The organism is Prescottella agglutinans (genome assembly GCF_004011865.1).
In the GTDB taxonomy this organism is placed as follows: domain Bacteria; phylum Actinomycetota; class Actinomycetes; order Mycobacteriales; family Mycobacteriaceae; genus Prescottella; species Prescottella agglutinans.
In genome coordinates this window covers 164,891-185,179 of sequence record NZ_RKLP01000003.1, presented here as the reverse complement: position 1 = coordinate 185,179, position 20,289 = coordinate 164,891, and the positions used below count along the sequence as shown (strand labels likewise).

Annotated in this window: 16 protein-coding genes; 11 read left to right on the top strand and 5 right to left on the bottom strand. The window is 68.2% G+C overall.

Annotated features, from left to right (window positions below; all coding sequences use genetic code 11):
* Positions 1-58 precede the first annotated feature (58 nt).
* From aceA to EGT67_RS07695, 3 genes are all read right to left on the bottom strand, one after another.
* Positions 59-1,348, bottom strand: coding sequence for an isocitrate lyase (aceA, locus tag EGT67_RS07705; protein ID WP_127915479.1), 1,290 nt, complete (start codon positions 1,346-1,348; stop codon positions 59-61).
* Between the two features lie 437 nt (positions 1,349-1,785).
* Positions 1,786-2,643: a hypothetical protein gene (locus tag EGT67_RS07700; RefSeq protein ID WP_127915478.1), complete on the bottom strand. Its 858-nt coding sequence runs from the start codon at positions 2,641-2,643 to the stop codon at positions 1,786-1,788.
* Positions 2,644-2,963: 320 nt separating this feature from the next.
* Positions 2,964-3,602 (bottom strand): vWA domain-containing protein, encoded by a 639-nt coding sequence (locus EGT67_RS07695; RefSeq protein WP_206612311.1) that lies wholly within the window; start codon positions 3,600-3,602, stop codon positions 2,964-2,966.
* 164 nt (positions 3,603-3,766) lie between these two features.
* On the opposite strand from EGT67_RS07695, the gene ramB reads away from it, so the two are divergent.
* The 7 genes from ramB to uca all read left to right on the top strand — a co-directional run bounded on the left by ramB (position 3,767) and on the right by uca (position 13,797).
* On the top strand, positions 3,767-5,176 hold the full coding sequence (ramB, locus tag EGT67_RS07690; RefSeq protein WP_127915477.1) for an acetate metabolism transcriptional regulator RamB: 1,410 nt from the start codon (positions 3,767-3,769) through the stop codon (positions 5,174-5,176).
* A 208-nt stretch (positions 5,177-5,384) separates the two neighbouring features.
* Positions 5,385-6,653 carry an urea ABC transporter substrate-binding protein gene (urtA, locus tag EGT67_RS07685; RefSeq protein ID WP_127915476.1) on the top strand — a complete coding sequence of 423 codons (1,269 nt, stop codon included), beginning with the start codon at positions 5,385-5,387 and terminating at the stop codon, positions 6,651-6,653.
* Between the two features lie 36 nt (positions 6,654-6,689).
* Entirely contained in the window at positions 6,690-7,574 is an 885-nt protein-coding gene (gene urtB, locus EGT67_RS07680) for an urea ABC transporter permease subunit UrtB (RefSeq protein ID WP_127915475.1), read from the top strand.
* Positions 7,571-8,662, top strand: a complete 1,092-nt coding sequence (urtC, locus tag EGT67_RS07675) for an urea ABC transporter permease subunit UrtC (RefSeq protein ID WP_127915474.1) — start codon at positions 7,571-7,573, stop codon at positions 8,660-8,662. Before urtB ends, urtC begins: the two co-directional genes overlap by 4 nt.
* A complete protein-coding gene (gene urtD / locus EGT67_RS07670; protein ID WP_127915473.1) occupies positions 8,659-9,462 on the top strand; it encodes an urea ABC transporter ATP-binding protein UrtD in 804 nt (267 codons plus the stop codon). The genes urtC and urtD overlap by 4 nt, the downstream gene beginning before the upstream one ends.
* 2 nt (positions 9,463-9,464) lie before the next feature.
* Positions 9,465-10,157, top strand: a complete 693-nt coding sequence (urtE, locus tag EGT67_RS07665; RefSeq protein WP_127915472.1) for an urea ABC transporter ATP-binding subunit UrtE — start codon at positions 9,465-9,467, stop codon at positions 10,155-10,157.
* A 40-nt stretch (positions 10,158-10,197) separates the two neighbouring features.
* Complete coding sequence (uca, locus tag EGT67_RS07660; RefSeq protein WP_127915471.1) at positions 10,198-13,797, top strand: urea carboxylase; 3,600 nt, start codon at positions 10,198-10,200, stop codon at positions 13,795-13,797.
* On the opposite strand, the gene EGT67_RS07655 is transcribed toward uca, so the two are convergent.
* Positions 13,787-15,433 carry a class I adenylate-forming enzyme family protein gene (locus EGT67_RS07655; RefSeq protein ID WP_241565934.1) on the bottom strand — a complete coding sequence of 549 codons (1,647 nt, stop codon included), beginning with the start codon at positions 15,431-15,433 and terminating at the stop codon, positions 13,787-13,789. The genes uca and EGT67_RS07655 overlap by 11 nt on opposite strands.
* A gap of 132 nt (positions 15,434-15,565) precedes the next feature.
* On the bottom strand, positions 15,566-16,309 hold the full coding sequence (locus tag EGT67_RS07650; RefSeq protein ID WP_127915470.1) for a TetR/AcrR family transcriptional regulator: 744 nt from the start codon (positions 16,307-16,309) through the stop codon (positions 15,566-15,568).
* Between the two features lie 186 nt (positions 16,310-16,495).
* Between EGT67_RS07650 and EGT67_RS07645 the strand changes: the two genes are divergently transcribed.
* The 4 genes from EGT67_RS07645 (at position 16,496) to EGT67_RS07630 (ending at position 20,235) form a co-directional block, all read left to right on the top strand.
* The gene (locus EGT67_RS07645) at positions 16,496-17,065 is read left to right on the top strand and encodes a carboxymuconolactone decarboxylase family protein (protein ID WP_127915706.1); all 570 of its coding nucleotides are present in this window, start codon (positions 16,496-16,498) and stop codon (positions 17,063-17,065) included.
* A 27-nt stretch (positions 17,066-17,092) separates the two neighbouring features.
* A complete protein-coding gene (locus EGT67_RS07640; protein ID WP_127915469.1) occupies positions 17,093-17,794 on the top strand; it encodes a GTP pyrophosphokinase in 702 nt (233 codons plus the stop codon).
* Positions 17,795-18,034: 240 nt separating this feature from the next.
* On the top strand, positions 18,035-18,298 hold the full coding sequence (locus tag EGT67_RS07635) for a DUF1876 domain-containing protein (RefSeq protein ID WP_127915468.1): 264 nt from the start codon (positions 18,035-18,037) through the stop codon (positions 18,296-18,298).
* Positions 18,299-18,627: 329 nt separating this feature from the next.
* Positions 18,628-20,235, top strand: a complete 1,608-nt coding sequence (locus tag EGT67_RS07630) for an MFS transporter (RefSeq protein WP_127915467.1) — start codon at positions 18,628-18,630, stop codon at positions 20,233-20,235.
* Positions 20,236-20,289: the final 54 nt, after the last annotated feature.

The following is a 20,289-nucleotide window of genomic DNA, read 5'->3' as shown; positions in this document are numbered from 1 at the left end:
CCCGGGAGGGATCAGCGTGGAGGACACCCCGCCGATCCCTCCCGAGGCATCGAGAGGCCTAGTGGAACTGGCCCTCTTCGGTGGAGCCCTTCAGGGCAGCCGTGGAGGTGTTGGGGTCGACGGTGGTGGCGATGCTGTCGAAGTAGCCGGCGCCGACCTCACGCTGGTGCTTGATGGCGGTGAAGCCACGCTCGGCAGCAGCCTTGAACTCGCGCTCCTGCAGGTCGACGAAGGCGGTCATGCCCTCGCGGGCGTAGCCGTGCGCCAGGTCGAACATGCCGTAGTTGAGCGAGTGGAAGCCGGCCAGCGTGATGAACTGGAACTTGAAGCCCATCGCGCCGAGCTCCTTCTGGAACTTCGCGATGGTCGAGTCGTCCAGGTGCGCCTTCCAGTTGAAGGACGGCGAGCAGTTGTACGCCAGCAGCTGGTCCGGGAACTCGCTGCGAACGGACTCGGCGAACTTCTTGGCGACCTCGAGATCCGGAACACCGGTCTCCATCCAGATGAGGTCGGCGTAGGGGGCGTAAGCCTTGGCGCGAGCGATGCAGGGCTCGATGCCGTTCTTGACGCCGTAGAAGCCCTCGGCGGTGCGGGTGCCGTCGAGGAACTCGCGGTCACGCTCGTCGACGTCGGACGTCAGCAGCGTGGCGGCCTCGGCGTCGGTACGGGCGATGACGACCGTGGGGACGTCGGCGACGTCGGCGGCCAGACGCGCGGAGGTCAGGGTGCGGATGTGCTGCTGGGTGGGGATGAGCACCTTGCCACCGAGGTGGCCGCACTTCTTCTCCGACGCGAGCTGGTCCTCCCAGTGCGAACCGGCGACACCGGCCGCGATCATGGCCTTCTGCAGCTCGTAGACGTTGAGCGCGCCACCGAAGCCGGCCTCACCGTCGGCGACGATCGGAGCGAGCCAGTTGTCGACCGAGGTGTCACCCTCGACCTTGGCGATCTCGTCGGCGCGGAGCAGCGCGTTGTTGATGCGACGCACGACCTGCGGAACCGAGTTGGCCGGGTAGAGGCTCTGGTCCGGGTAGGTGTGGCCGGAGAGGTTCGCGTCACCCGCGACCTGCCAGCCGGAGAGGTAGATGGCCTTCAGGCCCGCGCGGACCTGCTGGACGGCCTGGTTGCCGGTGAGCGCACCGAGCGAGTTGATGTAGTCCTCGTTGTTGACGAGATCCCAGAGGATCTCCGAACCGCGACGAGCGAGCGTGGCCTCCTCGACCACGGTGCCCTGGAGCTTGACGACCTGCTCCGCGGTGTAGTTGCGGGTGACGCCCTTCCAGCGGGGGTTGGTGTCCCAATCCTTCTGGATCTCTTCTGCGGTCCGCGGGGTGCCAGTGGTCGACATCGAAAGCTCCACTTCTTCTCTGCTGCTTTGACCGGTACGGATGTACTGCTTCACATCGTTGCCAGGCCGTTCGGATGTACAACCCGACAATGGCACAGCCGAAAACCGTCGTCTACCTGTTGCTAATGCCAACCTTCGCTAGGTTTTCATTTCAATCTGCAAAGCTTGCTAATTTTTGCACAGCCAAGCAGTTGCTTGGGTTACCGATCAGTAGCAACAAAAGTTACCCGCAAGTAGGCCTCTACCTCGGCGTTCGCGTCGGAACCGGACACGGCCGCAGAACGTGAAATGGGACACGTGACGAACGACTCGACCGACCGGGCCCTCACACGCCCGCGCCGGCCCTGTGAGGGCAATCACACGAATCGGACACCGTTCCATACAACGGAACGAACGCAAACGCGGGTTACAGACACCCGCGGGGGCCGATGGGAGCGTTACGCGCCCTGCTGCCGGCCGACGATCGCTACTCGCGCGAAGCCGTACCGCGCGTCGATCGAGTCGGCCGACGACAGGTCGTACGCGTGCGATCCGAACTCCGCGCAGTCGACCACGGCCGAACCGGTGACGATCGGCGACAGCCGCGTGACGTCCCACTGGGTGTGGACGAAGTCCCCGGAACCCCCGCCGCTCGCGACACCGACCGGCGCGACGAGGTCCGTCCGCCACGACTGGCAGGCGAGCCAGTCCGGCGTCAGCTGCACCTGCTCGGACGCGCTTTCGGACAGCTCGACCCGCCCGACGAGTCCCTGGCCCACCCCGTCGACCGGGGGGATCGAGAACCCCATGCCGCCGACGCCGTTCACCAGGCTCAGCTCCGCCTGGGGTAGCTCCGGCAGCGCGAAGGGGTTGCGGTCCTCGTCCACGATCGGGGCACCCACCAGTAGCTCGGACGTGAAGGCGCTCTCGTCCTGCTCTCCGGGCAACAGGCACGAGCAGGACAGTCCGGCGAACAGCCGGCCCTGCGGCACACCGACCTCGTCGGAGTCCGCGGACAGCGGCTCGACGATCCAGACCGCGATACTCGGCCGTTCCGGCACCTCGAACGCTTCCGGCAGCAGCGCACGGCTGAACGTCCGGCTGATGTCGGTCGTGAGAATCAGCCAGCGCGCGGTCACGGAGATCGCGTCGAGGTCCTTGGGCTCGTCGACGAGGGTGCCACCGGCGATGGGCAACCCGACGCCCGCTGTCGCTACTGCGGACTGCTCGCCCGCGTGCTCGGGCGTAGGAGCGGACGGGACGGGCATCGGAGACTGCAGCCCGCTGCGCGGGCGACGCTTCGAGGTGAAGATCATCGTGACCTCTGACGAACCTGGTCGAGTGCCGGCCGATGTCACCGGGACGAGGGGCCGACCGCTGGGAGAGGGACGGACCACGCCCTGTTCAGGGGGGCGAGCATGGCCCGGGAACGTCCGCCCGCCGGCGAGCGCCCACGTCATTTCGCTCGGAACGCGCGGGCCCTCGCTGCGCGCCCCAAACTGCCTCGCAATCAATGCTTTACACAGACGAGCATCGACCGTTGCCCAGCTTTTGCCACCACCACCGAGATGTCAAGACTTGTCACGAAAACGTCATGATCGGTCTGGTCGCCGCTCGGTGTTCCGCCGCGCCGCGATCACTCTCTCGTCACCGCGCGCTGCGCATCGGTGAAGCCGTGGACGGACGTTCCCGCGGCCGCTCGACGCTTCCTGCTCACATAGTCGGAGGTCACCGAGTACGCGGCCTCCACGTACTCGCCCTTTGCGTCGTAGGTGATGGACTTGTCGGCCGCGAACCCCATGTGCCGACCGACGGAGACAGCGTCCATGTTGGCGCCGAGGAACACGTAGTCCCATCCGTAGACCTGTTCCTGGCGGGCGATCGTGTCCTTCACCGCCGCGAGCGTCCACTCGGTGCTCGCGTTCTCGTGACCGTCGGTGACGACGACGACGATCACGTGCCCGGGCCGCTCCGACTCCGGTCGCGCCGCCAACTCCTCCCCGATCTCCGTGGTGAACCGACCGATGCCGTCGAGCAGGGCGGTGCTGCCCCGCGGACGCAGTTCGAGCGGCGGCACCTCCGCGATCGGCAGGGTCGTGTAGACGCGCTCGTACTCGCGGTCGAACTGCGCGAGCGTGACTTCCGCGGTGCCGGGCTGCGCGCGCTGCTCGGCGATGAACGCGTCGAAACCGCCCTCGGTGTCCGACTTGATCGAGTGCATCGAGCCCGAACGGTCCAGCAGAACGGCGATGAGCGTGAGATCCGGATTGGTCATGCAAACTCCAACTCGATTGTGAAGGACGTTCTGCACGAACGCCGCCGACCGGTGGCCGACGTCGAAGTATGCGGAAAGGTACCGACAAGTTCGGATGTACCGTTTCGCGTCGAGTGCTAACGCAATCCTTTGCACGGTTAGCAACACGCTCGTACCCTGACTTCATGTCCAAGACCTTCGTCGGCGCCCGGCTACGACAGCTGCGGACGGAGCGCGGCCTGAGCCAGGCGGCACTGGCCAAGACGCTCGAGATCTCCGCGAGCTACCTCAACCAGATCGAGCACGACGTGCGCCCGCTGACGGTGCCGGTGCTGCTGCGGATCAGCGAGGTGTTCGGGGTCGACACGACGTTCTTCTCGTCGCAGGACGACACCAGGCTGATCGCCGAACTGCGCGAGGTCGCGCTCGACAAGGACATGGGCATCGACGCGGACGCGCAGGAGATCGCGGAGATGGTGTCGTCGCATCCGGGCCTGGCGAAGGCGATGGTCAACATGCACCGCCGCTACCGCAACACCTCCGCACAGCTGGCCGCGGCCACCGAGGACCGGTACAGCGACGGCAGCGGCAGCGGGTCGATCACGATGCCGCACGAGGAGGTTCGCGACTACTTCTACCAGCGGCAGAACTACATCCACGATCTGGACACCGCGGCCGAGGAGCTCACCGCCCGGCTGCGGTTCCACCGCGGCGACATCGCCGAAGGGATCGCACGGCGACTCGAGAACCTGCACGACGTCCAGATCGTGCGCCGCATCGACCTGGGCGAGAACGTGCTGCACCGGTACGACCCCGAGACCCGGGTACTGGAGATCTCGCCCGCACTGTCCGGCGGGCAGCAGGTGTTCAAGTTCGCCACCGAACTCGCCTACCTCGAGTGCGGCGACCTGCTGCGCAAGCTCGTCGACGAGGGCAACTTCACCTCCGACGAGGCCCGCTCGCTGGCGATGCTCGGCCTGGCCAACTACTTCGCGGCGGCGACGGTGCTGCCCTACGGTCAGTTCCACGAGATCGCGGAGGACTTCCGCTACGACATCGAGCGTCTCTCGGCGTTCTATGCGATCAGCTACGAGACGATCTGCCACCGACTCTCGACGCTGCAGCGTCCGAAGCAGCGCGGCGTGCCGTGGTCGTTCGTCCGCGTGGACCGCGCCGGCAACATGTCGAAGCGCCAGTCCGCCACCGGTTTCCACTTCTCGTCCAGCGGCGGCACGTGCCCGCTGTGGAACGTGTACGAGACGTTCGCGTACCCGGGCAAGATCATGACGCAGATCGCGCAGATGCCCGACGGCCGGAACTACCTGTGGGTCGCACGAACCGTGGAGCGCCGCGCGCAACGGTACGGACAGCCGGGCAAGACGTTCGCGATCGGCCTCGGTTGCGAACTGCGGCACGCGCCACGCGTCGTCTACGCCGACGGCCTGGATCTCGGCGGCAGCACCGCCACCCCGATCGGCGCCGGCTGTCGCGTGTGCGAGCGGATGAACTGCCCGCAGCGCGCGTTCCCGCCCCTGGGCAAGGATCTCGACATCAACGAGCACCGCAGTTCGGTGTCGCCCTACACGATTCGCTGATCCACCAGCACCTTTCCCGCTGATCGAGCCTCGTCCGTTGAGGTGATGTGAGCTCCCGTTCACGTGTGCGTAACGCGCGACACGAACTCGTGATCCACAGACATTCCGGCGCAACAACTTCCGCCTACTGTCTCGGATCACGGATACAGCGTCGTATACGTACCTCTCCGCAGCTCAGCGTCATTCCTCTCGACGGAAAGGCTCGTCCATGCCCACGTTCTCGAAGCGTGCCCTCACCGCCCCGGCCGCACTCGCGGCACTCGGCCTGGTCCTCACCGCCTGCGGCAGCAAGGCGTCGGACACCTCGGCTTCCGGTACGACGTCCGCGGCCTCGTGCGTCGACACGTCCGGCGACACCGTCAAGGTCGGCTCGCTCAACTCGCTGTCCGGCACGATGGCGATCAGCGAGGTCACCGTCCGCGATTCGATCGCGCTGGCGGTCGAGGAGATCAACGACGCCGGCGGCGTGCTCGGCAAGAAGATCCAGGTCGTCGCCGAGGACGGCGCCTCCGAGCCGACCGTCTTCGCGGAGAAGGCCGAAAAGCTCATCAGCAGCGACTGTGTCGCAGCAGTTTTCGGCGGATGGACGTCGTCGAGCCGCAAGGCGATGCTGCCGGTGTTCGAGGACAACAATGCGCTGCTGTACTACCCCGTCCAGTACGAGGGCCTCGAGGACTCCCCCAACATCTTCTACACCGGCGCCACGACGAACCAGCAGATCGTGCCCGCGCTGGACTATCTGAAGGAGAAGGGCGTCAAGTCGCTCTACCTGGTGGGCAGCGACTACGTCTTCCCGCAGACCGCCAACCGCATCATCAAGGCGTACGCGGCCGCGAACGGTATCGAGATCAAGGGCGAGGACTACACGCCGCTCGGGTCCACCGACTTCTCCACGATCGTCAACAAGGTCCGCGCCGCCGACGCCGACGCCGTGTTCAACACCCTCAACGGCGACTCCAACGTCGCCTTCTTCCGCGAGTACTCCAACGTGGGACTGAAAGCCACCGACATGCCGGTGATCTCGGTGTCGATCGCCGAGGAGGAGGTGGGCGGCATCGGCGCACAGAACATCGCCGGCCAACTCACCGCGTGGAACTACTACCAGACCGTCGACAGCCCCGAGAACAAGAAGTTCGTCGACGCGTACAAGGCGAAGTACGGCGCGAACAAGCCGACGTCCGACCCGATGGAGGCCGCGTACACGTCGGTGTACCTGTGGAAGAACACCGTGGAGAAGGCGAACTCGTTCGCGGTGACCGACATCCAGGCCGCGGCCGACGGCGTCACCTTCCAGGCCCCCGAGGGCCTGGTGACCATCGACGGCGACAACCACCACATCACCAAGACCGCCCGGATCGGCGAGATCCGCGACGACGGACTGATCTACACCGTGTGGGAGTCCGACGGCCCGATCCAGCCCGACCCGTACCTCGAGAACTACGACTGGGCGAAGGGCCTCGCCGGTTCCGGTAGCTAGCCGTTCGAGCACTACGACGAGGGAGGGCGGGCACCGATGGATGTCGTTGTCGGGCAATTGTTCACCGGTTTGAGTATCGGGTCGATCCTGTTGTTGGCGGCACTGGGCCTGTCGCTGACGTTCGGGCAGATGGGTGTGATCAACATGGCCCACGGCGAGTTCATCATGGCCGGCTCGTACACCGCGTACGTGGTGCAGCAGGTGGTGTCGAGTACGGGTGCGTCGCTGCTGATCTCACTGGTGGCGGGTTTTGTGGTGGGCGGCCTGATGGGCGTCCTGCTCGAGGCCACCCTGATCCGACGGATGTACCACCGGCCACTGGACACGCTGCTGGTGACGTTCGGGGTGGGCCTGGTGCTCCAGCAGTTGGCCCGCGACATCTTCGGTGCCCCCGCCGTCAACGTCGTCGCGCCGTCGTGGCTGTCCGGCGGCGTCGAGATCCTCGGCGCCGTCGTGCCGAAGACCCGCATCTTCATCCTGGTACTGGCGATCGTCGCGGTCGCGGTCCTGTCCTTCGCCCTGGCGAGGACGTCGACGGGCCGCCGCATCCGGGCCGTCGTGCAGAACCGCGATCTCGCCGAGACCAGCGGAATCTCCTCGCGTCGAACCGATGTGACGACCTTCTTCATCGGCTCGGGCCTGGCCGGCGTGGCCGGTGTGGCACTGACGCTGATCGGGTCCACGAGCCCGACCGTCGGGCAGTCCTACCTGATCGACGCGTTCCTCGTGGTCGTCATCGGCGGCCTGGGCCGACTCTCGGGTGCGGTGGTCGCGGCCTTCGCGCTCGGAATCCTCAACTCGTTCATCGAGTACTCGACCACCGCGTCGATCGCGAAGGTGATCGTGTTCGTGCTCATCGTCATCTTCCTCCAGGTCCGCCCGCAGGGACTGTTCGTCGCCAAGACAAGGAGCCTGGTATGACCGTGCTCAGTCGCTACCGGGCGTGGGCGGGATTCGCCGTCGCCTCAGTCGTCCTTCTCGGAGTCGCACCGGCCCTGTTGTCGGACTTCCGACTCAATCTCCTGGCGAAGTTCCTGTGCTTCGCAATCGTCGCGGTCGGCATCGGATTGGCGTGGGGCCGTGGCGGAATGCTCACGCTGGGCCAGGGCGTGTTCTTCGGTCTCGGCGCCTACATCATGGCGATGCACCTCAAGATCGCCGACGCGGAACTCCGCGGCGACGCGGTGCCGGACTTCATGCAGATCGCCGGGATCCGCGAACTCCCCGCCTACTGGACACCGTGCGCGAACCCCGTCACGACCATCGTCGCGATCCTCGTCGTCCCCGCGCTGGTCGCGTTCCTGCTGGGACTCGGCGTGTTCAAGCGCCGGGTCAAGGGCGCCTACTTCGCGATCCTGTCGCAGGCGCTCGCGGCGGCGTTCGCGATCCTGCTGGTCGGCCAGCAGTCGATCGGTGGATCCAACGGCCTCAACCGGTTCCGCACGTTCTTCGGGTTCAACCTCGCCGACCCGGCGAACAAGCGGATGCTCTTCTTCATCGCCGCCGCGGTGCTGCTGCTGGTGGTCGCGGCGACCCGGCAGTTGATGAACTCCCGCTACGGCGAACTGCTGGTCGCGGTGCGCGACCAGGAGGAGCGTGTCCGGTTCCTCGGCTACGATCCCGCCACCGTCAAGGTCGTCGCGTACTCGGTGGCCGCCTTCTTCGCGGGTATCGCGGGCGCCCTCTTCGTACCGATCGTCGGCATCATCTCCCCCGCCGACGTCGGCATCGTCCCCTCCATCGCGTTCCTCATCGGTGTCGCGATCGGCGGTCGCACGACGCTGCTCGGACCGGTGCTCGGGGCCATCGGCGTGGCGTGGGCGCAGACGACGCTGTCGGAGAACTTCCCGTCGGCGTGGACGTACGCACAGGGCCTGCTGTTCATCGTCGTGATCGGGTTCTTCCCCGCCGGCATCGCCGGTGTCGCGAAACTGCTCCGCCGCCGCACCCTCGTCACCCCGCCCGATCCCGACCCGGAACCCGCCCGAGAGATGGAGGTGGCGCGATGAACGGTGTCCACGTGCAACCGGCCCTCGGCGGCAACGCCGGCATGTCGAGCGAGTACCTCGAGATCCGCGACCTGCGCGTCACGTTCGACGGCTTCACTGCAGTCGACGGCGTCGATCTCACACTGTTCCAAGGTGATCTGCGGTTCCTCATCGGCCCCAACGGTGCCGGCAAGACCACACTCGTCGACGCCGTCACCGGCCTGGTCCCCGCGACCGGGTCGGTCACGAAGTCCGGCACGGAGTTGCTGGGGCAGAAGGTTCACAAGATCGCCCGGATGGGCGTGGGCCGCACGTTCCAGACGGCGTCGGTGTTCGAGGAACTGTCGGTGCTGCAGAACCTCGACATCGCGGCAGGTGCGGGCCGGTCCCCGCTCACGCTGCTGCGGCGGCGCAGGACCGTGCTACCGCAGATCGAGGAGGCGCTCGAGACGATCGGGCTCGCACACCTGCGGGACCGGCCCGCCGGGATCCTGGCGCACGGCCAGAAGCAGTGGCTCGAGATCGGCATGCTGCTGGTCCAGGACGCCGACGTGTTGTTGCTCGACGAACCGGTGGCCGGGATGAGCCACGACGAGCGCGAGGAGACCGGAAATCTGTTGCGCCGCATCGGCTCCGAACGCACCGTCGTCGTCGTCGAACACGACATGGACTTCATGCGGGCGTTCGCGACGTCGGTGACGGTCCTGGCCCGCGGAAAGGTGATCGCCGACGGCAGCGTCGAAGAGATCCAGGCCGACCCGACGGTGCAACAGGTGTACCTGGGCACGGCCGCCGCCGCAGACGTACTCGAGGAGAACTGACCATGCTGGAACTCGTCGACATCCACACCGGGTACGGCCGCACCGAGATCATCCACGGCGTCGGCCTGTCCGTGCCCGCCGACGGTGTCGCCGCCGTCATGGGGCACAACGGCGCCGGCAAGACGACGCTGCTGCGTGCCGCCGTCGGGCTGGCGAAGACGACGTCGGGCAGCGTCCTGCTCGACGGGGAGGACGTCACCCGACTGCGTCCCAGCGCACGCGTGGCCCGGGGGCTCGCGTACGTACCACAGGGTCAACAGTCCTTCGGACAGCTCACGTGCCGCGAGAATCTGCAGGTGGTCGCCGACGGCCGCCGCCGCGGCAAGGCCCTGATCGACGAGCAACTCGCCCTGTTCCCGGCCCTCGGGTCACTGCTCGACCGCCGCGCGGGTCTGCTGTCCGGCGGCCAGCGCCAACAACTCGCGATTGCACGGGCGCTCATCACCGAGCCACGGGTGCTCGTGCTCGACGAACCGACGGAGGGGATCCAACCGTCCGTTGTGGCCGAGATCGAGTCCGCGATCGTGGAACTCACCCGACGCGGCGACCTCGGGGTGCTGCTGGTGGAGCAGCACATCGGCTTCGCGCTCCAGGCCGCCGAGCGCTACTACATCCTCGAATCCGGCCGCATCACGTCCTCGGGTTCCGGTGGCGCCGACGCCGAGTCCGTCGTGCGCACCGCCCTCACCATCTGACCGGCCGTCCGACACACCCTCCCATCGAAGGAGACCCTCCGTGTCCACCGCTTTCGACACTGCTTTCGACACCCTCCTCGTCGCCAATCGCGGCGAGATCGCCTGCCGCATCATGCGGTCGGCCCGCGCGCTCGGCCTCAAGACGGTCGCGGTGTACTCCGACGCGGACGCGTCGGCCATGCACGTCGAGATGGCCGACGCCGCCGTCCGGCTCGGCCCCGCGCCGGCGGCCGAGTCGTACCTGTGCACCGAGAAGGTCATCGAGGCCGCCCTCGGGACCGGGGCGGGCGCGATCCACCCGGGATACGGATTCCTCTCCGAGAACGCCGAATTCGCGGCCGCGGCCGAGCACGCGGGGATCGCCTTCGTCGGCCCCACCGCGGCGCAGCTGCGGGTGTTCGGCAACAAGCACACCGCACGCGAGGCCGCGCGGGCGGTGGGCGTGCCCCTGGTCGCCGGCAGCGGCCTGCTGGCATCGGTGGAGGAGGCGTTGGGCGAGGCCGAGCGGATCGGCTACCCGGTGATGCTCAAGGCGGTCGGCGGGGGCGGCGGCATCGGCATGCAGGCGTGCTTCACGCCGGCCGCGCTGCGCTCCGCGTACCGGACGGTGCAACGTCTGGCGGCCGCGAACTTCTCCTCGTCCGGGGTGTTCCTGGAGCGCTTCGTCGCCCGGGCCCGCCACATCGAGGTGCAGGTGTTCGGCGACGGGACCGGCCGCACCGTCAGCCTCGGGACGCGCGACTGCTCGCTGCAGCGTCGCAACCAGAAGGTGGTCGAGGAGGCGCCGGCGACCGGCCTCTCCGACGCGGTCGTCGAGCAGTTGCTCGCCGCCTCGCGGAGTCTGGCGTCGTCGGTGGACTACCGGTCGGCGGGCACCGTCGAGTTCGTGTACGACGTGGACCGCGGCGAGGCGTCGTTCCTCGAGATGAACACTCGTCTGCAGGTGGAGCACCCGGTGACCGAGGAGGTGACCGGTGTCGATCTGGTGGCGTGGATGCTGCGACTGGCGGGCGGGGACGCGTCGATGCTCGACGGCCTGCCCGACTCGGGCCCCGCGGTCACCGGGCACGCCGTCGAGGCGCGCGTGTACGCCGAGGACCCGGGCCGCGACTACCGGCCGAGCGCCGGCACCCTCACCGCCGTGCAGTTCCCGCCGGATGCCCGGGTGGAGACCTGGGTGGACACCGGCACCGAGGTGAGCGCGCACTACGATCCGATGCTCGCGAAGATCGTCACCCGCGGCGCGACCCGGGACGAGGCGCTGGCGAGTCTGGGCGGGGCCCTGGCCGACACCCACCTCTACGGTGTGCAGACCAATCTTCCTCAGCTGCGGCACATCTGCGCACAGCCACTCGCCGAGCACACGACGTCGTCGCTCGCCGACATCCCGGCCACCGGGCCGCGGATCGACGTACTGCGGGCCGGCACCATGACGACGGTGCAGGACCTGCCGGGCCGGATCGGGCTGTGGGAGGTCGGCATTCCCCCGTCCGGGCCGATGGACGACCTGTCGTTCCGGCTCGCCAACACCGCGGTCGGCAATCCCGTCGGCGCGCCCGGACTCGAGTGCACACTGCAGGGTCCGCGGCTGGAGTTCTCGACGCCCACGGTGGTGTGCGTGACCGGTGCCGACGTCCCGGTCACCGTCGACGGTCTCGCCGTTCCGATGTGGGAGCCGATCGAGGTGGCCGCGGGCGGCGTCCTCGACATCGGCTCCCCCGTCGACGCCGGACTGCGCACCTGTCTCGCGGTGCGCGGCGGCCTGGACGTGCCCCTGTTCCACGGCAGCGCTTCGACGTTCACGCTCGGCGGGTTCGGCGGCGTGACCGGCAAGGCCGTCGCGACCGGCGACGTGCTCGGAATACTGCCGGAGACCGAGGCGCAGGGCGATCCCGCGCCCGTCCCCGCCGACGCCCGCCCCGAATTCACCCACACATGGCATCTCGCGGTCGCGGAGGGCCCGCAACCGGCGCCGTCGTACTTCACCGACGCCGACATGACGCAGTTCTACGACACCACCTGGACCACGGCGAGCCACGCCAACCGCACCGGCATCCGCCTCGACGGCCCCAAGCCGACGTGGTCGCGGCCCGACGGTGGCGAAGCCGGACTGCACCCGTCGAACCTGCACGACAACCCGTACAGCGTGGGGGCGCTGAACGTCTCGGGCGACACCCCGATCCTGCTGGGTCCCGACGGCCCGAGTCTGGGCGGGTTCGCCTGCCCGCTCACGGTGGTGAGCGGGCACCGCTGGAAGATGGGCCAGATCCGCCCGGGCGACGCGGTCCGGTTCGTTCCCGTGCCGGACACCGACGCCGACACGCTGCGCCGATCCGACGTCGACCGCGCGAAGGACGTTCCGGCGGTGCGGGTGTCGCGCGGTGACGGCGGCATGCTCGGCAGCGTCGACGCCGGCGGCGACCGGCCGGCGGTGGCGTACCTGCGCGGGGGCGACGACAACATCCTCGTCGAGTACGGGCCGATGGCGCTCGACCTGGGCCTGCGGATGCGGGTGCACGCGCTGTCGGAGGCGCTCGCACAGCTGAAGGTGTCCGGCCTGGTGGACGTGACCCCCGGCGTGCGGTCGCTGCACCTGCACTTCGACCCGGACGTCCTGCCGCAGCGGCGCCTGCTCGGGCTGCTGCAGGAACTCGAGGAGGATCTGCCCGCGACGCACGACCTCGTCGTCCCGAGCCGGACCATCCGCCTGCCGCTGTCGTTCGACGACCCGTCGATCTCCGACGCCCTGGACCGGTATCGCAGCGGCGTGCGCGACACCGCGCCGTGGCTGCCGTCGAACACCGAGTTCATCCGCCGCATCAACGGACTGGGCAGCGTCGACGACGTCCGCGACACCGTGTTCGAGGCCGAGTACCTCGTCCTGGGCCTGGGCGACGTGTATCTCGGTGCTCCGCTGGCGGTTCCGCTCGATCCACGACACCGACTGGTCACCACGAAGTACAACCCGGCGCGCACGTGGACGCCGTCGGACGCGGTGGGCATCGGCGGCAAGTACCTGTGCGTGTACGGAATGGAGTCGCCCGGGGGTTACCAGTTGGTCGGACGCACCGTGCCGATCTGGTCGGGCTACCGACAGCGGCCACCGTTCGAGGCGGGCAAGCCGTGGCTGTTCCGGTTCTTCGACCGGATCGTGTGGGAGCCGGTGACTCCCGAACAACTCGAGGAGGCGCGGGCGGAGTCCCGTGCGGGCCGACTCGGCGTCGACGTCAGCGAGGGCACATTCGCGCTCGCCGACCACCTGCGGTTCCTCGCCGCGAACGCCGCCTCGATCGCGGCGTTCGAGGAACGGCAGACCGCAGCGTTCGAGGCCGAGAAGCAGGCGTGGCACGCGGCCGGCGAGTTCGACCGGACCGAGACCGCGCCCACCCTCGACGTCGAACCCGCGACCCTGGACGTCCCCCCGGGCGCGGTGGTGATCGAGGCGCCCATGGTCGGCAACGTGTGGCGCGTGGAACTCGAACCCGGACAGCGGGTCTCGGCCGGTGATCCCGCGGTGATCCTGGAGGCGATGAAGCTGGAGATGCCGGTCCCCTGCCCCGGGTCGGGGACCGTGCTGCAGGTCCTCGCGGAGCCGGGCGCCAAGGTGGCGCCAGGAACCCCGCTGGCCGTCATCGGCTGAGGCGAACCTCGGCGAGCACCCGGACCGACCCCTTGGCGACCTTCCCACCGGGCGCCAGGGGGAGTTCGTCGACGGTGAGGACGTGTTCCGGGATGTACTCGCGGGTGACGCCCTGCTCGGCGAGCCAAGCCGACAGTTCGGGCGCGGTGAGTTCCGCACCGTCCGCGGTGACGACGACGGCGCACACCTTCTCGCCGAACAGTTCGTCGCGGACGCCGACGACCGCGACCAGCGCGACCGCCGGGTGGGCGCGCACGAACTCCTCGACCTCGACGGCCGAGATGTTCTTGCCACCGCGAATGATGATGTCCGCCTTGCGTCCCACGACACGGACCCGGCCGGCGGCGTCGATCTCGACGATGTCGCCCAGCAACATCCAGCCGTCGTCGGTGCACAGTTCGGCGTTCGCGGCCTCGTCGTCCCAGTAGCCGTGGCACATGAGCGGGCCGTTCACACCGGGCTGACCGCGCCGCTCGTCGCCGACCACCTCGGCGCCGGTGTCGTCGAACACGCGCACACGCATGTTCTCGAGAAGGTGACCGCACGTGCGCAACCGGGTGTCGGGGTCGTCGTCGACGGTGGTGACGCTCACCGCGCCGGTCTCGTTGGACCCGTAGAACTGCAGCACCGCGGCGCCGGTGCGTCCCTCGAACTCGAGGGCCTCCGAGTACGGCACGGCCTCGCCCCCGGTGAACATCGCGCGCAGGGCGGTCAGGTCGGCGGTGCGGGCACGGTCGGACCGCAGCAGCATCTTGAACTGGGTACTGACGCAGTGCAGTACCGTCACCCGCTCGCGCTCGAGCAGGTCGATCATGGTGTCGGTGCTGAACCGGTCGAGCACCACGGTGGGTGCGCCGAGGAACGCGGGCAGGAAGTGCGCGGTCCACAGCCCGAAGCCGAACGGGGCCGGCACCGCGCCGAGGAAGACGTCGTCACCGGTGATGCGTCCGGCGCGGACGGCCACCGACGAGAACGCGATCCACCGGTACTCGGTCTGGGTCACCAGCTTGGGCAGGCCGGTGGTGCCCGACGTGGAATTGAGCATGGACACGTCGCCGATGCCGAAACGTGGACTGGTGGCGTCGAACCGGCGCTCGGTGACGGGTACCGACCGTCCACCCGCGTCCTCGACGGTCACCGATCCACGGTCGTCGACGTAGAGCACGTACGTGGGGCCGTCGTCGCGTGCGCGCAGTTCCGCGACCAGGGCGGCGGTGTCCTCCCCGCGCAGACTCCGCGTGGTGATCAGCGTGCGGGCGCCGGCGCGGCTCATCAGGTGCGCCACTTCCCGCCCACCCGACCGGGATCCGATACCGACGGCGATGCGGCCCGTCCGGTACGCGGCACACAGCGCGGCGTGGAAGATCATCGTGTCCGGCAGGTACAGCGCGACGGCGTCGGGTTCGCTCTCACCCAGCGCGGCCAGCGCGGAGGCGATCCGGTCGGCGGCCGCGTCGTACTCGGCCCACGAGACCCGCGCGTCCGGGGTGACGAACGCCGTCCGGTCGGGCACGGTGAGTGCCCAGTGCCGCACCATCTCGCTGACGCTCAGGTCGGTGAACTTCTCGGGTGCGGTGGCGAAGTCGCCCACCGCGATGTCGAGCGCCCCCGCCGCGGCGCTGCCTCCGATCCCCACAACCGACTCCTGTCTCGCACCGTCCGCCCGTGGCGAACCAAGCAATTGCTTGATTGACCATGTCCTCGCCGGAGTATGCCCCCGGTCACACCTCGAGTCAACGCGGATGCCGGGCGACGGCGGCCACGGCGATCAGCCGTCGCGCGCCTCGCGGAGCGCCCGCAGTTCACGGATCGCCTCCTTGAGTTCGCAGACGTCACGACGCAGCTCGGCGATCTCCGAAACGTCCCCGGCGTCCCCGCTCCCGTCGGTCGGTACCGGTGCGGGCGACGACGCCACCGGGGTCGGTGCCGACCTCACCCGCCCGCCGGTCGCACCGTCGAGGAACACGGCGATCAGGTCGTGACGCAGGCGATCCGCGTCAGCGGCGAGCGTCGCGCGGTTGAAGCGCACGGTGGACCACACCGACTCGCGGAGCATGCGGTGGAACTGCCGGGGATCGAGGTCACCGCGGAACTCGCCCGATGCGACCCCGCCGTCGATCGCGTCGGCCCAGTAGTCGTTGGCGCGGCGCACCGCCTTCTCTATCCGCCCGTCCCCGAACCGAGCCCCGAGCGCGCTCTCGTTCAGATAGATCTCGGTCGCGAAGGGATGGTCGACGGCCGTGTCGATCGAGACCGCGACCATCCGGTCGAGGCGCTGGCGGCCGGATTCCCCCGGAACCAGCGCTGCCTCGTAGCGCTCGTTGAGGTCGTCGACGTAGGCGATCACAATCTCGAAGACGATGGCGTCCTTGGATCCGAAGTAGTGATAGAGGCTGCCGGACAGGATGCCGACCTCGTCGGCGATGTCCCGCACGGTGGTCCCTGCGACACCCTTTTCGCTGAACAACTTCGCGGCGTGGAACAGAATTTCTTCTCGCCGGGTCGATACCACCTGGGGACTCCCCTGCTCGTGCCTGCCGTAAACCGATCCAACGATTGTTCACTGCCGGTCGCAGCTACACGGACTCCCGCTTTCCCCGACAGATCCGACGGGCGATGTTAGCGTCCCTCCTACCGCTCGGTAGCCGAGGGTGGCGCAGTCTCGATGACCGGAACGAACGGATGGGTGGAGTCCGAGTTGACCGCACACGACGAGAAGACCGGAAACGGAACCGAGGCGCGGGTCACGCCGGGACGGTTGAAGGAGCTCGGACCGGTCAACTGGGCCGCGTGGCGGGTGCTGTCGCTCGGCTCCCGCACCAGGGACGCGCAGCTGTTCAGCACCCTGGGACGAACCGGCGGACTGTTCCGCGGCTGGCTCCACTACTCGGGTGTGCTGATGCTGCTGCCCGGCACCAAACTGTCCCGATTCGAGATCGAACTGGTCGTCCTGCGCGTCGCGCACCTGCGCGAGTGCCGGTACGAGATGGAGCACCACGTCCGGCTCGGGCGCCGGGCCGGCGTGACGGCGCAGATCCTCGACCGTGTGCTGACCGGTCCCGATCATCCCGACTGGAGCCCCCGGCACCGGGCCATGATGGCGGCGACGGACCAGTTGGTCAGGACCGACGACATCGACGATGTGACGTGGTCGACACTCGCCGCGCACCTCGACGACCGTCGCCTGGTCGAGTTCTGTCTGCTGGTCACGCAGTACGACGGTCTGGCCACCACGATCGGGACCCTGAGAATCCGGTCCGACTTCTGATCAGGAAGCGGTGGCACACTGGAGGCCGTGGACCCTGAGCAACTTCGAACCGATTTCTCCCGTTTCATGATGTCGTACCGGTTCGGAATCACTCAGCTGCTGACGAAGGTGAACATCCTCAAGGACGAGTTCACGCACATCAACCTCTACAGCCCGATCGAGCACGTGGCCTCCCGACTGAAGTCGCCGGAGAGCATCCTCCGCAAGGCGCACCGCATCGGCTGTCCCCTCACCCTCGACGACGTCAGCGAGCAGATCCTCGACATCGCCGGGGTGCGGATCACGTGCAGCTTCATCTCCGATACCTACCGCATCGCCGAGATGATCACGAGCCAGCCGGACATCGAGGTCCGCGAGGTCGAGGACTACATCGCGAACCCGAAACCGAACGGCTACAAGAGCCTGCACCTGATCGTCGAGGTGCCCGTATACCTCAGCGACCGCGTGCAGCGGGTGCCGATCGAACTCCAGATCCGCACCATCGCAATGGATTTCTGGGCCAGCCTCGAGCACAAGATCTACTACAAGTTCAATCGGGAGGTGCCGGACGAACTGCTGGCCGAGCTCACCGAGGCCGCGGAGACCGCGCACCGACTGGACGTGAAGATGGAGCGACTCAACGACGAGTTCGCCAAGATCAAGGCGCGGCCGGGCGTGGCCGACGACGCACCCGAGGTGACACTCCCCCCGCAACTGCTCGACGCGTTGAGGATGCGGCTGCCGGAGTAGAGCGCGTCCGAACGCCAGGCAAGAATGCAATCGTTTGCGCGACAGCGCTGTCCGGATGCCTCCGAGCACGGGCACCGCAGTCGGCCGATCGTCGAGACGGTTGACCGACCGCGGCCGGATGGGCGTCGTGGAGGCGTGGGGCCGCATGGCCCTACCGCATCGGATCCGGAGGCGGTTGACTTAGTCGTGTACGCCTCGGCGAGGGTACTTCGCCGGGAACGGACGGAGAGGAGCTCGGGCATGGACACGAAGCAGTGGAACGTGGACATCACCATCGACGAGCACGAGAGCCGCACTCGCTCGACGGCACGCCTGCACACCAAGGAAACGACGATGGTCGGGGTCGGACTGGCCCGACGCAACCCCCTGGACCGGAACGTTCCGGGGATCGGTGACGAGCTTGCGACGGCGCGCGCCCTGGCAGACCTGACGCATCAGCTGATCGAAGCAACGGTGGGCGACATCGAGGGCGTCACCCACACACCCGCGCATCTGAGCGAGTAGGCGCCGACGGCTCGCGGTCCGGAGATCGCGTTCCGGCGGATCGATCGAATACCGATGTTGATCAACGGTATTCGATGCACAACACAGAAGTATCGACGACAGGACGGCAGATTCCGTAGCGAAATTCGCTTCCACACCCGAGAGTGACCGACGATCGCGGCCGCAGTTCTGCTTGCTCACACTCCACCGCTGATGACAAGCCCCGGCTCACCCGGTGTGACGATCCCGACGATCCGTACGGAGTCGATTGCCGCTCGGCCCAGCTCGCCGGTAGCGTCTGCGTGTTCGGCCGTGACAGTCGTCCGCGCCCCCGATTCCGTAGGAACTGCATGTCCTCTGACGTCCAGGTGACCGCGCGTCCCGACGCCCCCGCAAACGACAACCCCAATCACGATCGGCGCTGGCTCGTCCTGTGCATCGTCGCGTTGGCTCAGCTGACCGTCGTCCTCGACGGCACCATCGTGAGCATCGCGCTGCCCGACGCCCAGAAGGAACTGGGCATCAGCAACCTGGACCGGCAGTGGGTGGTGACCGCCTACGCGCTGGCGTTCGGCGCGCTGCTGCTGCTGGGCGGCCGCATCGCCGACTTCTGGGGCCGCAAGCGCTCGTTCATGGTCGGCATGGCCGGCTTCGCGGTCGCGTCGGCGGTCGGCGGTTTCGCGCAGACCGGGATGCAGTTGTTCGCCGCGCGCGCCGGGCAGGGTGTGTTCGCGGCCCTGCTCGCCCCGGCCGCGCTCGCGATCCTGACGACCACGTTCGTCGGCGAGAAGGAACGCGCCAAGGCCTTCGCGGTGTTCGGCGCGATCTCCGGCGGCGGCGCCGCGATCGGCCTGCTCCTCGGCGGCGTGCTGACGCAGTACGTCGACTGGCGGTGGTGCCTGCTGGTGAACGTCCCCGTCGCGCTGTTCGCGATCGCGGTGACGCTCCCGATCGTCAAGGAGACCAAGGCCCACGGCGACACCAGCTACGACCTGCCCGGCACCGTCCTGGTCGCCATCGGTCTCGGCTCGCTGGTGTACGGGTTCACCAAGGCCGAACACGGCTGGCTCGAGACCCAGACGCTGCTGTTCATCGGCATCGGCCTCGTCGCCCTCGTCGCGTTCGTGCTCGTGGAGAAGAGGTCCACGAATCCGCTTCTGCCACTCAGCGTTCCGTGGCACCGCGACCGCGGCGCGGCATTCATCGGGTCGGCGCTGGTGGGTTCGGCGCTGCTCGGCGGCACCCTGTACCTGACGTTCTACCTGCAGATCGTCATGGGACTGAGCCCGGTGATGTCGGGTGTCGGCTCGCTGCCGATGGCGTGCTTCATCGTGCTGGCGTCGACCATCGCGGCGCAGCTCACCACCCGCATCGGACCCAAGCCGCTGATGGTCGTCGGCCCGATCCTCGCGGCCGCCGGCCTGTTCCTGCTCACCCAGATCGATGTCGACACCTCCTACTGGACGCACGTGTTCCCCGGCCTGGCGATCTTCGGCTTCGGTCTGGGTCTGCTGATGGTGCCGATGCAGAACCTGGCGCTGCTCGGCGTCCCCAACCACGACGCCGGCGCCGCCAGCGCGCTGGCGAACGCGACGCTGCAGGTCGGCGGCGCGCTGGGCACGGCCTTGTTCACCACGGTGTACGCGTCGGCCAAGGACTCGTTCCAGGCCGACAACCCGGCGCCCACTCCCCCGCCCGGCTTCCCGGCGGAGGCGATCCCCACCGACCTCGCCGACGCGACGCCGCTCACCCCGGAACAGATCGCGGCGATGCCGGCGCCCGCGCAGGACTTCGTCGGCAAGGTCATGGACTGGGTGTTCGGCACCGAGGTGTCCGGCTACGCGCACGCGTTCGGCTGGGCGGGCGCGCTCATCCTCGTGATCAGCCCGCTGGTGATGGTCCTGGTCCGCGCCAAGAAGGGCGATCTGCCGACCGAGGGCGCCGTCGGCATGCACTGATCACCCCTCGGGGAAGCTGAAGGGTCCCTTCGTGCGCTGCCGGCGTGTGAAGGG

Coding starts and splice junctions, on each gene's coding strand:
- aceA (WP_127915479.1), bottom strand. CDS start 1,348: ATGTCGACCACTGGCACCCCGCGGACCGCAGAAGAGATCCAGAAGGAT.
- EGT67_RS07700 (WP_127915478.1), bottom strand. CDS start 2,643: ATGATCTTCACCTCGAAGCGTCGCCCGCGCAGCGGGCTGCAGTCTCCG.
- EGT67_RS07695 (WP_206612311.1), bottom strand. CDS start 3,602: ATGACCAATCCGGATCTCACGCTCATCGCCGTTCTGCTGGACCGTTCG.
- ramB (WP_127915477.1), top strand. CDS start 3,767: ATGTCCAAGACCTTCGTCGGCGCCCGGCTACGACAGCTGCGGACGGAG.
- urtA (WP_127915476.1), top strand. CDS start 5,385: ATGCCCACGTTCTCGAAGCGTGCCCTCACCGCCCCGGCCGCACTCGCG.
- urtB (WP_127915475.1), top strand. CDS start 6,690: ATGGATGTCGTTGTCGGGCAATTGTTCACCGGTTTGAGTATCGGGTCG.
- urtC (WP_127915474.1), top strand. CDS start 7,571: ATGACCGTGCTCAGTCGCTACCGGGCGTGGGCGGGATTCGCCGTCGCC.
- urtD (WP_127915473.1), top strand. CDS start 8,659: ATGAACGGTGTCCACGTGCAACCGGCCCTCGGCGGCAACGCCGGCATG.
- urtE (WP_127915472.1), top strand. CDS start 9,465: ATGCTGGAACTCGTCGACATCCACACCGGGTACGGCCGCACCGAGATC.
- EGT67_RS07635 (WP_127915468.1), top strand. CDS start 18,035: ATGGACACGAAGCAGTGGAACGTGGACATCACCATCGACGAGCACGAG.
- EGT67_RS07630 (WP_127915467.1), top strand. CDS start 18,628: ATGTCCTCTGACGTCCAGGTGACCGCGCGTCCCGACGCCCCCGCAAAC.